The 11,900-nt window shown below is 64.7% G+C and carries 13 protein-coding genes; 6 read left to right on the top strand and 7 right to left on the bottom strand.

Going from position 1 to position 11,900, the window contains the following annotated elements; genetic code table 11:
- Positions 1 to 44 precede the first annotated feature (44 nt).
- On the bottom strand, positions 45 to 743 hold the full coding sequence (locus tag AC3WP6_RS06565) for an MtnX-like HAD-IB family phosphatase (protein ID WP_492626984.1): 699 nt from the start codon (positions 741 to 743) through the stop codon (positions 45 to 47).
- A 179-nt stretch (positions 744 to 922) separates the two neighbouring features.
- On the opposite strand from AC3WP6_RS06565, the gene AC3WP6_RS06560 reads away from it, so the two are divergent.
- A complete protein-coding gene (locus AC3WP6_RS06560; protein WP_492626983.1) occupies positions 923 to 1,705 on the top strand; it encodes a MipA/OmpV family protein in 783 nt (260 codons plus the stop codon).
- Here the strand turns inward: AC3WP6_RS06560 and AC3WP6_RS06555 are convergent.
- A complete protein-coding gene (locus AC3WP6_RS06555; RefSeq protein ID WP_492626982.1) occupies positions 1,671 to 2,246 on the bottom strand; it encodes a GNAT family N-acetyltransferase in 576 nt (191 codons plus the stop codon). The two genes, AC3WP6_RS06560 and AC3WP6_RS06555, sit on opposite strands and share 35 nt — an antisense overlap.
- Positions 2,247 to 2,393: 147 nt before the next feature.
- Here AC3WP6_RS06555 and AC3WP6_RS06550 point away from each other — a divergent pair, with 147 nt between their 5' ends.
- Positions 2,394 to 4,436 (top strand): M13 family metallopeptidase, encoded by a 2,043-nt coding sequence (locus AC3WP6_RS06550; protein WP_492628648.1) that lies wholly within the window; start codon positions 2,394 to 2,396, stop codon positions 4,434 to 4,436.
- A gap of 86 nt (positions 4,437 to 4,522) precedes the next feature.
- Here AC3WP6_RS06550 and queA read toward each other — a convergent pair whose 3' ends face one another.
- Positions 4,523 to 5,560: a tRNA preQ1(34) S-adenosylmethionine ribosyltransferase-isomerase QueA gene (queA, locus tag AC3WP6_RS06545; protein WP_492626981.1), complete on the bottom strand. Its 1,038-nt coding sequence runs from the start codon at positions 5,558 to 5,560 to the stop codon at positions 4,523 to 4,525.
- A 128-nt stretch (positions 5,561 to 5,688) separates the two neighbouring features.
- Here queA and AC3WP6_RS06540 point away from each other — a divergent pair, with 128 nt between their 5' ends.
- The 4 genes from AC3WP6_RS06540 to upp all read left to right on the top strand — a co-directional run bounded on the left by AC3WP6_RS06540 (position 5,689) and on the right by upp (position 9,433).
- On the top strand, positions 5,689 to 6,219 hold the full coding sequence (locus AC3WP6_RS06540) for a PH domain-containing protein (protein WP_492626980.1): 531 nt from the start codon (positions 5,689 to 5,691) through the stop codon (positions 6,217 to 6,219).
- 381 nt (positions 6,220 to 6,600) lie between these two features.
- A complete protein-coding gene (locus tag AC3WP6_RS06535) occupies positions 6,601 to 8,097 on the top strand; it encodes an aminotransferase class III-fold pyridoxal phosphate-dependent enzyme (protein WP_492626979.1) in 1,497 nt (498 codons plus the stop codon).
- A gap of 210 nt (positions 8,098 to 8,307) precedes the next feature.
- A complete protein-coding gene (locus AC3WP6_RS06530; protein WP_492626978.1) occupies positions 8,308 to 8,679 on the top strand; it encodes a PsiF family protein in 372 nt (123 codons plus the stop codon).
- A gap of 109 nt (positions 8,680 to 8,788) precedes the next feature.
- Complete coding sequence (gene upp / locus AC3WP6_RS06525) at positions 8,789 to 9,433, top strand: uracil phosphoribosyltransferase (RefSeq protein WP_492626977.1); 645 nt, start codon at positions 8,789 to 8,791, stop codon at positions 9,431 to 9,433.
- 77 nt (positions 9,434 to 9,510) lie between these two features.
- Here the strand turns inward: upp and AC3WP6_RS06520 are convergent, their stop codons facing one another.
- From AC3WP6_RS06520 to AC3WP6_RS06505, 4 genes are all read right to left on the bottom strand, one after another.
- Entirely contained in the window at positions 9,511 to 9,846 is a 336-nt protein-coding gene (locus AC3WP6_RS06520) for a hypothetical protein (protein ID WP_492626976.1), read from the bottom strand.
- Between the two features lie 92 nt (positions 9,847 to 9,938).
- The gene (locus AC3WP6_RS06515; protein WP_492626975.1) at positions 9,939 to 10,517 is read right to left on the bottom strand and encodes a hypothetical protein; all 579 of its coding nucleotides are present in this window, start codon (positions 10,515 to 10,517) and stop codon (positions 9,939 to 9,941) included.
- Positions 10,518 to 10,606: 89 nt separating this feature from the next.
- Complete coding sequence (locus tag AC3WP6_RS06510) at positions 10,607 to 10,939, bottom strand: cupin domain-containing protein (RefSeq protein ID WP_492626974.1); 333 nt, start codon at positions 10,937 to 10,939, stop codon at positions 10,607 to 10,609.
- Between the two features lie 74 nt (positions 10,940 to 11,013).
- A complete protein-coding gene (locus AC3WP6_RS06505; RefSeq protein ID WP_492626973.1) occupies positions 11,014 to 11,289 on the bottom strand; it encodes a hypothetical protein in 276 nt (91 codons plus the stop codon).
- Positions 11,290 to 11,900: the final 611 nt, after the last annotated feature.

Here is an 11,900-nt window from a genome sequence, read left to right as displayed (position 1 = left end):
CAACCGGGTGCCAGGTCAACGATGGTTGAAATGGCCGCCGACACTCAGGCCGCAACGGCCTCGCGGACGGGCTGCTCGCGCAACAGCGAGCCGTCGACCAGGCGCGGCAGGTAGGCAATGGCGTCGTCGAAACTCGTGATCGGCATGTACGGAATGCCGGCAGCGCGGCAATGCTCGATCAGGCGATGCTTGGCAAACACGAAATCCACGCGGTCGGCCGCGCAAAAATCCGAGGCGCCATCGCCGATGAGCAGCGTCTTGGTGCCGTCGCGGTTCGCCTCGGCCACGCACGCGCACTTGCACGTGCCGCTGGCGCAACCGACGGCGCGGTGCGGCGAGGTGAGCTGCCAGTGCTTGGGCTGCAACGCCGGCATCAGGTGATTGGCGGCCAGCGGCAGATCGCCCAGGCCATAGCGCCCGAGGATGTGGTCGATGGCGTAATCCAGCCCGTCGCTCACCACGCGAATCGGCACGTTGAGTTCGCGCGCCTTGGCGACAAACGCGGGAAACGCGTGGTCGATCCACAGCTCGCGCAAATGCGCATCCAGCTCGGTGCGCGTCATTTCCAGCAGCGCCACCTGCCCGGCCATGCACTCGCGCGAGCCGATGCGACCGGCGCGCCAGGATTTTTCCAGCGCTTCCCAACCCGGCCGGCCGAAGCGGTCGAGCAGTGAGTCGATCACGTCCTCGACGGAAATCGTGCCGTCGAAATCGCACAGGATCGTCCAGCCGGAAACAGACATCAGTGGCACACTCTGGAAAACGACAGCCTGCAAGGTAGGCGGGCTGTCTTTCCGCGTCCTTTCCCGCGTTGACCTGGGATTGGGGATTCGGGATTGGGCAAAAGCCAGGGTGCGGCGGGACCCGTACCCCTCGCGGGCATTGCACCGCCGTTCGGGTATCCGCGGCTAACCTTGCGCACATGATTCCCTCCGTCCGCCTCGGCGCGCCCGTTGCCCTCACGCTCCTGCTTGCGTTCGCCCCCATGGCGGCGCGTGCCGACGACGGCACTGTCACCGCCTTCGGCGCCGGGGTGCAGCGCATGCCAAGCTGGCTCGGTGCCCGCACACACCGCGACCAACCGGTGCTGTTTTTCGACATCGAGCGGCCGGACCTGGGGCTTGCCTTGTCCAGCAGCGACGGTGTGCGCTGGGATCTGGTGCGCGGCGCGCACCTGCACGGCGGGCCGTACGGCAACTTTCAGTGGGGCCGCGACCACGACGACCTGGGTGCTTCGCTCAGCGGCAACGTACCCACGCTGGCGCCGCGACTGAACGGTGGCGGTTATGTCGAGTGGGTTTTCACGCCACAACTCGACGCCGGCGCGCAGCTCAGCCACGACACCGACGGCGCCGGCGCGTACCTGATGCTGTACGCCGAATGGGATCCGCCGCACGTCGGCTGGCTGCAGCACTCGCTGCAACTGCGCTGGCAGGCCATGAACGGGCCGGCGATGCGCCGTTTTTTCGGGCTTTCGGCAGCCGCCGCGCAAGCGCTGCAGACCAGTACCTGGGCCCCGGGTGCGGGAAGCCAGATGGTGGCACTCGAATACGACGCCTTCTTGCCCACCGGCGAGCACACCGGCCTTGCGCTGGCGCTCGAATATGCGCGGCTCCTGGGCAACGCGGCCGCCAGCCCGCTGGTGCGCAGCTATGGCGCGCGCAACCAGGTCACGGCATCGCTGGCGTTCGTGTACCACTTGTAGCCACTGCGACGAGGGGCTTGCGCAACACCGCAAAACGCAGGTCGGCGCGGCGCGGCACGCCAAAACGCACATCCCCGTAAGGGAACGGCCGGTACTCGCCGGTGGGCCGATAGCCACGGCGGCCGTACCAGGCAACCAGCTCGGCGCGCTGCACAATCACCGTCATCACCATGGCGCGGCAGTGCCAGCGGGCCAGCGCAAGCTGCTCGGCGTGTTCCAGCATCGCCCGGCCCACGCCATGCGCCTGCTGCGCGGGGTCGACCGCAAACATGCCGAAGTAGCCGGCCTCGCCTTCGCGCTCGACATGGCAACTGGCCACCAGGTTGCCGGCGCGTTCGGCCAGCAGCAGCACGCTGTCGGGCTTGGCCAGGAGCTCGGCCACCTCGGCAGCGTCGGTGCGCTGGCCATCGAGCAGGTCGGATTCGGTGGTCCAGCCGCGCCGGCCGGAATTGCCGCGGTACGCGGATTCCACCAGCGCCACGACAGCGGCGATATCCGCCGCGACGGCGGTGCGAAAACGCAAGGGCTCAGGCTCGGTCATGGCCGCATGGTAAAGCCTGTCAAGGCCGTGCGCCGACGCATCCATGACCTTCGTCACTGGGGTTCTGCGCGCGCCCTGTCTAGCCTGCCGAAACGCAAGTTCTTTCTGGCCGGCCGCCTCGGCGGCCACTCGATCAAGGATCACGCCATGCACCACCGCCGCGCCAAACCCCTCGCACTCGCCATTGCCGCCACCCTCACCCTGGCCACAGCCGCGCATGCGACGTCGAACGCCTCGTTCGACGTGCACGAGCTGGATGCCGCCATTGGCCCGTGCGTGGATTTCAACGGGTTCGTCAATGCGAAATGGGTGGCGGCGCATCCGATCCCTGCCGACCGCACGCGCTGGGGCTCGTTCGACGCACTGCGCGAGGACAGCCTGGAAACCCAGCGCGCCATCGTCGAACAGGCCGCCAGGCAGGCCGCCAGTGCCAAGTCCGGTTCAATCGAGCAGAAGATCGGCTGGCTGTACGCCTCGGGCATGGACGAAGCCGCAATCGAACGCGCGGGCTACCAACCGATCCAGCCCGAGCTTGACCGCATCGCGGCAGTGAAAAGCCCGGCCGACATCGCCGCTTTCATCACACAAAACTACACGCGCGGCCAGCCGACCGTGTTCCGCTTCTACGACAACGGCGACTTCAAGGATTCCAACCAGGACATTGCCTACGTGAGCCAGGGCGGCCTTGGCCTGCCGACGCCGGATTACTACCGCAAGCCCGACTTCGCCAGGATTCGCGACGCCTACCTCGCCCACATCGCGAAACTCTTCGAGCTGACCGGTACGCCAGCCGCGGCCGCACAGGCGCAGGCCAAATCGGTGCTCGCCTTCGAAACCAGGCTTGCCGCCGCCTCGCTGGTGCCCACGGAGATGCGCAAGCCGGAAAACCGCTACCACTTCGTCAGCCTCGCCGAGGCGGACAAAGTCACGCCGCACTTCGACTGGGGCAAGTTCTTTGCCGCGCAGGGCGCCGACATCGGCAAGGGCTTCTCGCTCTCCCAGCCCAAATTCTTTGCCGCGTTCGACGCCATGCTCGCCAACACGCCGGCCGCCGATTGGCAGGCCTACCTGCGCTACCACGCCATTGCCGCGGCCGCGCCGTACCTGTCCGCGCCGTTCCAGCAGGAAGACTACGCGTTCAACGAAAAGACCCTCAACGGCCAGCAGGCGATGCAGGCGCGTTGGAAACGCGTGCTCGGCAGCGTCAACGGCGCCATGGGCATGGCGCTCGGCGAGCTGTACGTGGCCGACCACTTCCCGGCCGCGTCCAAGGCACGCGCGCAGCAACTGGTCGACAACCTGCGCATGGCCTACAGGACACGCATTGAAAACCTGGCGTGGATGAGCCCGGAAACCAAGCAGAAGGCGCTGGAAAAATGGGCCAGCTTCACGCCCAAGATCGGCTACCCCGACAAGTGGCGCGACTGGTCCGGCCTCACGCTGGTGCCGGACGACTACTACGCCAACGTGCAGGCCGCGCGCAAATTCAACTACGACTACCGCGTGGCCAAGATCGGCAAGCCGGTGGATCGCGATGAGTGGGGCATGACGCCGCAAACCGTCAACGCCTACTACAGCCCGCAGAAAAACGAGATCGTGTTCCCGGCGGCCATCCTGCAAGCGCCGTTCTTCTCCGCCAGCGCCGACGACGCCTTGAACTACGGCGGCATCGGCGCCGTGATTGGCCACGAAATGGGCCACGGCTACGACGACCAGGGCAGCAAGTTCGACGCCCGCGGCAACCACCAGAACTGGTGGACCGCCGCCGACCGCGAAGCCTTCAGCACGCGCGCCGACAAGCTCGTCGCCCAGTTCGACCACTACTCGCCATTGCCCGGCAAGCACGTCAACGGCCGGTTGACGCTGGGCGAAAACATCGGCGACCTCGCCGGCCTGAACGTCGCCTACGACGCCCTGCAGATGGCGCTGAAAAAGCACCCGGCCGAAGCCAAGGCAAAGATCGACGGCTACACCCAGGACCAGCGCTTCTTCCTCAACTGGGCCCGCGTCTGGCGCGGCAGCATCCGTCCCGAAGCACAGCTCACCCTGCTCAACACCGACCCACACGCCCCCGCGCAATTCCGCGCCATCGGCGCGCCGTCCAACATGCCCGCCTTCGCCCAGGCCTTCGCCTGCAAAGCCGGCCAGCCGATGGTGCGCAGCGCCGACAAGCAGGTGAAGATCTGGTAGCGCCTCCGGCCTGTCGAGCGCCGGCTCGGCAGGCCGTGATGGGGACAGGACGGAGCCCTTGCGGGTCGGGCTTCAGTCCGTCCGCCTCAGCGCTTGATTCCGCCCGGCAAAATCAGCATGGCGTCGCCGTAAGAGAAGAATCGGTAGCGCTGTTCCACGGCGTAGCGGTAGGCGGCCAGCATGTAGTCGCGGCCGGCCAGCGCGGAGACCAGCATCAGCAGCGTCGATTGCGGCAGGTGGAAGTTGGTGATGAGGGCATCGATGCTGGTGATCTTGTAGCCGGGGAAGATGAAGATCTGGGTTTCGCCGGCAAACGGTTGCACCTTGCCATCCACGCTGGCGGCCTCCAGCGCGCGCACCACCGTCGTGCCCACCGCCACAACGCGATGGCCAGCGGCGCGGGTGGCGTGAATCTGTGCGACCAGCGCGGCGCCCACGTTCAACCACTCGCGGTGCATGTGGTGCTTGCTGATCTCGTCCTCACGCACCGGCTGGAAGGTGCCGGCGCCGACGTGCAGGGTGATGTAACCAAAGTTCACCCCGCGCTCGCGCAGCCTGGCCAGCAGCGGCTGGTCGAAATGCAACCCGGCAGTGGGCGCGGCCACGGCGCCGGGTTCGCGCGCGTACACCGTCTGGTAGCGCTCCTTGTCGGCCTCGTCGGGCTTGCGCTCGATGTACGGCGGCAGCGGCATTTCGCCCAGGCGCATCAGGAGTTTTTCCAGCGGCTCGGGCGACTCGAAGTGCAGCCGGAAAAAATCCTCCTCGCGGCCAAGCAGCACGGCATGGCTGCCATCGGCCAGTTCAATCCGCGCCCCGGTCTTCGGCTTGTGGCTGACGCCAAGCTGCACGATCGCCTCGTGCGTGCCGGTGACCCGCTCGAGCATGATCTCCACCGCGCCGCCGCTCTCCTTGCGCCCATACAGGCGCGCCGGCAGCACGCGGGTGTCGTTGAACACCAGCAGGTCGCCGGGCTGCAGAAAATCGGGTAGCTCGCGGAAGATGTGGTCTTCATGCGCGCCCGCCGGCACGTCCAGCACCAGCAGGCGGCTGGCCGAACGCTCGGCCAGGGGTTCCTGCGCAATCAGTTCGCGCGGCAGGTCGAAATCGAAATCGGATTTTTTCACGGGGACGGGTTTCACCAAGGGAAAAGATTCGGCGCAAGCGCCCTGCAGCGTCGCCCGAGCCGCGCATTATCGCGCCCGGCGCACGGCAACGGGTTGCCGCCTCGGCGCGCGGCCACAAGAATGGCGCGATGGAAGCCATGCACCCCGCCGCGCCCGCCAGCACGTTTCTCAAGGGCGTTTCCGCCACGGTCGTCGTGCTGCTGCTTGGCGCCAGCGTGCTGCTGCTGGCCACCCTGCCATCCGGCCCAGCCCGACTGCTGGCGGCACTGCCGCCCCTGATCGTGCTGACGGCAGCGCTGTTTGCGGTACGCGGCTATGCCGTGCGCGGCAATACTTTGCTGGTGCAGCGTCCGCTGTGGGTAACGCGGGTGGACCTCGGAGAGCTGCAATCCGCGGCGACCGCGGCCGGGGCTGGCGCGCGTTCGCTGCGCCTTCTGGGCAACGGCGGCCTGTTCGTGTTCTGCGGCTGGTTTCGCAACGCCGAGCTGGGGCGCTTTCGCGCGTTTGTCACCGACTGGCAACGAGCCGTGGTCATCAGAGCCAGTCGCCAAACGGTGGTGATTTCCCCGGCCGATCCGGCCGGCTTCGTGCGTGCCCTGCAACCGCGTCGATCGCGGCCCGACAAGCAGCGCAACCCGGCACGGCGACACGTCTTGTAGCCCGCTCATCACGGCGAAAACACGCCTCGTTCCGCCCCGGGTACTGGCGTCAAATCGCGGCGTTGCAGCAGTGCCGTGCCGCGCCTGGGCGACATGGAAAGGCCTGAAACGACGGCATCGCACACGCCTATCGGGGTTGCTCCGCCATCACCAATTTCCGCAGTGCAGCGCAAGCAAATCAACCATTTGCACCGGGTGTGCCGCATCGCCCCGGGGGTTACGGCGCCGAAAACCGCGCGTTATGCTCGACCTGAATAGGGGTGTGCGCACGCCACGACCAAGCGTTTTTGGGTCTACTGGCGCTGCCGCCGCCACCAGCAATTTCGCCGGCCTGCTTCGCGCTGGGTGTGAGGCGCCGGTAGATTTGGAGGAGTGTGAACCATGGGTCTCATCGAACAACTGCGCGAGCTTCGCGAATTCGGCGGCAAGCCGCGCGCCATCGGGCTGGACGACGCCACCATCGAACGCATGGCGAAGGACGACCGGGCACTGGGCGAAGCCGTTGCCACTGCCGTTGCCCACCACCGCGCACTGCGCGCAGAACTGGGTGACTTCCTGAAACTCGACGAAACCGAGCAAATGCGACAGGCGCAAGCCGGGCTGGTCAATTTCTACCCCGACGACGCCGTCAACCCGTACCTGCCGGCCGCGGCACAAGGTCCGTGGATCGTCACCCTGAAGGGCGCGGTGCTGCACGACAACGGCGGCTACGGCATGCTCGGCTTCGGCCACAACCACCCGGCCATTGCCAAGGCACTGAGCGCCCCGCAGGCGATGGCCAACGTGATGACGCCGAGCGTGGCGCAGCTGCGCTTCACGCACGCCTTGAACAAAGAGGTGGGGCACACACGCGGCCACAACCCGTATGCACGGTTCCTGTGCCTCAACTCCGGCTCGGAATCGGTCACGCTTGCCTGCCGGCTGGCCGACGTCAACGCCAAGCTGATGACCGACGCCGGCGGCCGCTACGCCGGGCGCAAGATCAAACGCATCACGCTCAAGGGCGCGTTCCACGGCCGCACCGGCATGCCGGCGCTGTTCTCCAACTCCTCGCGCAAGGCCTACGAGGCGAACCTCGCAAGCTTCCGCCACGAAGACAGCATGATCGTGGTCGAGCCGTACAACGTGGCCGCGCTCGAAGCGGTGTATGCCGATGCCGAAAAGCACGGCTGGTTCATCGAGGCGATGCTGCTGGAACCGGTGATGGGCGAAGGCGACCCTGGCCGTGCGACCACGCCGGAGTTCTACGCTGCGGCACGCCGGCTCACGACCGCGCACGGTTCGCTGTTCATGGTCGACTCGATCCAGGCCGGCCTGCGCGCCACCGGCATGCTCTCCATCGTCGACTATCCGGGGTTTGAAAAACTGCCGGCGCCGGACATGGAGACCTATTCCAAGGCGCTCAACGGCGGCCAGTACCCGCTGTCGGTGCTGGCGGTGAACGCCCACTGGGCCGACCTGTACCGCAAGGGCATCTACGGCAACACCATGACCGGCAACCCGCGCGCGCTGGACATCGCCACCGCCACGCTCGGCCTGCTCGACGATGCCGTGCGCGCCAACATCCGCGAGCGCGGCAAGGAGTTCCTGGAAAAGCTCGAAGTGCTCAAGCGCGAGCTGGGCGGGCTGATCACCAAGGTGCAGGGCACCGGCCTGCTGTTCTCGTGCGAACTGGCACCGCAGTTCAAATGCTTCGGCGCCAACTCGATCGAGGAATACATGCGCTTGCACGGCGTGGGCGTGATCCACGGCGGTGCCAACTCGCTGCGCTTCACCCCGCACTTCCACGTCACCAGCGCGGAAGTCGACCTGATCGTCTCGCACATCAAGCACGCCCTGCTGGAAGGCCCGCGCGACGCCGAACGCAAGGCGGCGTAAGCCTTTACGCAAACCCTCAGCCCGCCACGGCCACGGTCGCGGCGGGCTTTTTTTTGCCGGGCGGGATCCCCTCCCCCGTCGGGCGACGTCGGGATGAATCCCACCCCACCGGCTGCGTCACGGTTTCCTTCCTCCCGCTTTTCGCCGCACCCTTTTTGGCCGCACACTGCGCGGGCCGGCACCTGCCGGTCACCCAGGGAGGTATGCGTCATGCACGTATCGTTCCGTGTGCTCGCCACCAGCGCCGCCATCGCGCTTGCCGGCGTCGCATTCAGCGCCACCGCCAGCCCCGCTGCACAGGCCGCCGCCAAGACCGAAGCCCCTGCCGCACACAAGGCGCTCACCGCGCAGCAGCAACGCATGGCCGACTGCAACAAGGAAGCCACCGGCAAGAAGGGCGCCGAGCACAAGGCGTTCATGAGCAGCTGCCTCAAGGGCGAACACGCCGCTGCCCCGGCCGCCAAGGTCACCCAGCAGGAGCGCATGAAGAACTGCAACGCCGACGCCAAGACCAAGGCGCTCAAGGGCGCCGACCGCAAGGCGTTCATGAGCACCTGCCTCAAGGGCGACGCCGCGAAGTAAACCGGCTTCACGCCGCAAACCAGCCCCTGCCCGGCCTGCGCCGCGCAGGGGTTTTTCATGCGCGGGCTTGCACCTAAGCTCGCTGGCAAACCACCACGCCGGCACCGCCATGAAAATCGTCGAAGTCCACCACCCGCTCATCCAGCACAAGCTCGGCCTGATACGCCGCGCCGGCATCAGCACCAAGGAGTTCCGCGAACTCGCCGCCGAAGTCGCCGCCCTGCTCACCTACGAAGCCACCAAGGACTTGGAAACCGTCGCCGAAACCATCGAAGGCTGGGCCGGCCCGGTCACCGTCCACCGCATCAAGGGCGCCAAGATCACCATCGTGCCGATCCTGCGCGCCGGCATCGGCATGCTCCCAGGCGTGCTGAACCTGATCCCCGCCGCCAAGGTCAGCGTGGTCGGCATGCAGCGCGACGAGCACACCCTCAAGCCCGTGCCCTACTACGAAAAACTCACCGGCCGCATGGACGAACGCATCGCCCTGATCGTCGACCCCATGCTCGCCACCGCCGGCACCCTGGTCGCCACCGTCAACATGCTCAAGGCCGCCGGCTGCACGCATATCAAAGGCCTGTTCCTCGTCGCCGCCCCCGAAGGCCTCAAACATATCGAAGCCACCCACCCCGACATCGAGATCTACACCGCCGCCATCGACGACCACTTGAACGAGCACGGCTACATCCTGCCGGGGCTGGGGGATGCGGGGGACAAGATTTTCGGCACGAGGGTGGTGGTGAGCGCGGAATAGGCCTCAGTCACTCACGGTTCAATACTGGGGAAGTGAACATAGAACCTTACTTGTTTGCCATCCGCTTGGATAACTGGTTAGGCGACGACCACCATTTGTACGCCGTAAAATACCAACTTTACGGCCATCCATGTAACTATGAGGATGGCCCAGCTGACGCCTCGACGTCGCTGCTTATTTAATGTGTTTTGCAGAAGTGTGAAAACGACCGCACAGGCGAGACCGAAGAACACGCCGAAGCCTAATTGTTGTACCTTGACATGCCAAAAGTAACCATCTGGCATTACACCATTTGGCGCGGTTCCAATGACCGGAATTGCGAGGCCGGCAAGCGCCCCAAAAAGGAGCCAACGCCACAGGTATGTCCCGAATCGATAGAAAAGACTCGGCGAAGGACTTTTTGTTGAATCCATCAATGTTCCCCTTGAACTGGCCATTTGCAGCCTAACGCTTGAGGTAACTGGCGCAGCCCGCGCAGCGGGGTTGCACCCGGTTGACCGAGATGTTAACACCCACCGCGAGGCCGACCTTTTATCTGGAAGTCAGGGGCCGGCAACCCCAACGGCGTATAGAGATGGCTGATGACAAGCGACGGGACACCACGACTGGCGATCTCCAACGCGTCGTGCCCCACCGACGAAGGGTTAAACCCGGCGGTGAAGTGAGCAAAACCTTTGTTTGAGACGTGGAAAACAGAAAGCAACGCTTTCTCCGCTTCTGATGCTGGCCCGGAGTAGTGTGAAATCGCTACAGCGGGAGTAACCCGCTTTAGTGGGCCCGCCGAGTTTGAAAACGATTCAATACCCACATCGTCGGGTCGACGAGACTGGACGTTTGTCAATTTACCGTTTTTAGCTGATAAGCCAAGGAACTCCAAAAGAGCACGACAGTGCATTAAACCAGACTCGACAGCCATGCTGACAAATGCATTGGAACTTCCCTCAACCGAAAGTTTCCCGTCGAAGTAAATTTCCATTCGCCTGGGCGCGTCCCAATCCGCGGCATATGTGAGCGCTACGGCCATCGTACTGACGGCGGTCAGACGGTAAGGTACGAGGTGCCCAAGGATGAAATCGCGATCCATATGTGGGTGCTAACGCCTGAATTAAGCCGTGCCGCGAAGCGGCATAGGCTTGAATGAATTGTTAGGCTCCGGCCATTTGCCGCCGGAGTTTAGTCCTTCCTGACTATATCTATGGAGATCTCGACTGCTGGAACCGCTCCTCGGTTCTCAAGCCAGTGTGTGGTGTTCCTGTCCTCAGGCCAGCCAACTCCGGGGCCATAGTCCGTAGCAATTCCATCCCTATGGTCAGTGATCGTTCCTTGCAAGACGTAGACGATGCCCGGCCTGTCCTTGTGGTTGTGAACCGGACCGAATACACCACCCGGCTCGATAGTGACCATGCGCATCCGTAGCTGGCGCCCGGCCATCCCCTCGATCTCAGGACCGAGGTCCATCGCGGAAAGCAATTGAACCGAGACGCCTTTCGTTGTTGGGACGCTCACGTTGCCTCCTTGTGCACTCCGGGGCCTAACGCCTGAGTTAAGCGGCGGCGAAGCCGTCCGCCTTGAACGAGTGGTTAGGCGCGGCCTGCAGTTACCAGCGACCAGACCGCGAGAATTGTGCCGACAATCGTAAAGACGCCTAGAAGAATGTTGAGCCAAAGTAGGCGACCCGAAAGCACCTTGTTGGACTCCGTGTACTCGCGGATTGAGCCAGCCACCTCTTGGGCAGATCGTGCGACTACTGCCATGCGCTGCTGCTCCCATACCTTGCTGTTTACTTGTGCGTCCGTGTACAGAGCGGCCAACAAGTCATCGATCGACTTGCCACGGATGTATTCATCGCCGTTCATAAGCCCCCTTATTACGCCTAACGCCAAGTAGCCCCCGTAATCGGGGAATAACACCGATGTTCGCACCTTGCGAGGAAGCACGTCAAGAACGTACACCTCGTTGCAAATCAATCACTTGCGCGGCCTTTTTAGATGCGTTCCGATAGCACGTACCGCCGTGCATAGTGCACCAGACGAGGTCGTTGTGGGTTATTGACCCAAAAATGCGGATACGCGCGGCAATCCGGGCTGTCGCCCATTTCCCGACGAGGCGCAGCAGGTGTCGGAAGGACAAGCCCGGATGGCGCCCTCCATTTGAGGACGTGCACAACTCAAGTGTCTGGCAGGCTCGTCGCGACCGGCGCGTTGCCGTTGCTTCTGGCGCGCACGATGCGCGCCGCTTTTCCCGGGGCCCCTCGGCGGCGGTGAGGCGGGGTCGGAAGAGCCGCGCAGCGGGCGAGGCCATGGATGGCCTCGCCTTTTCGCGCGGGCACGATGCCCGCTCGAAAAGCCCGGCCCCGCCTCACGGACTTTTTGCCCACGGATGGGCAAAAAGCGCCGCCGCGGGGTGCCGTTTTCTCTTGGCTACTTCTCTTTTGGGCAAGCAAAAGAGAAGTAGCTCGGGCCGCGCC

It is taken from the genome of Rhodanobacter sp. FW106-HT46G03 (assembly GCF_058789895.1).
This window is presented reverse-complemented; position numbering and strand designations above follow the sequence as displayed.

Bases quoted from the DNA above. Each gene is read 5' to 3' on its own strand.
- AC3WP6_RS06565 (WP_492626984.1), bottom strand. From the start codon at position 743: ATGTCTGTTTCCGGCTGGACGATCCTGTGCGATTTCGACGGCACGATT.
- AC3WP6_RS06560 (WP_492626983.1), top strand. From the start codon at position 923: ATGATTCCCTCCGTCCGCCTCGGCGCGCCCGTTGCCCTCACGCTCCTG.
- AC3WP6_RS06555 (WP_492626982.1), bottom strand. From the start codon at position 2,246: ATGACCGAGCCTGAGCCCTTGCGTTTTCGCACCGCCGTCGCGGCGGAT.
- AC3WP6_RS06550 (WP_492628648.1), top strand. From the start codon at position 2,394: ATGCACCACCGCCGCGCCAAACCCCTCGCACTCGCCATTGCCGCCACC.
- AC3WP6_RS06540 (WP_492626980.1), top strand. From the start codon at position 5,689: ATGGAAGCCATGCACCCCGCCGCGCCCGCCAGCACGTTTCTCAAGGGC.
- AC3WP6_RS06535 (WP_492626979.1), top strand. From the start codon at position 6,601: ATGGGTCTCATCGAACAACTGCGCGAGCTTCGCGAATTCGGCGGCAAG.
- AC3WP6_RS06530 (WP_492626978.1), top strand. From the start codon at position 8,308: ATGCACGTATCGTTCCGTGTGCTCGCCACCAGCGCCGCCATCGCGCTT.
- upp (WP_492626977.1), top strand. From the start codon at position 8,789: ATGAAAATCGTCGAAGTCCACCACCCGCTCATCCAGCACAAGCTCGGC.
- AC3WP6_RS06520 (WP_492626976.1), bottom strand. From the start codon at position 9,846: ATGGATTCAACAAAAAGTCCTTCGCCGAGTCTTTTCTATCGATTCGGG.
- AC3WP6_RS06515 (WP_492626975.1), bottom strand. From the start codon at position 10,517: ATGGATCGCGATTTCATCCTTGGGCACCTCGTACCTTACCGTCTGACC.
- AC3WP6_RS06505 (WP_492626973.1), bottom strand. From the start codon at position 11,289: ATGAACGGCGATGAATACATCCGTGGCAAGTCGATCGATGACTTGTTG.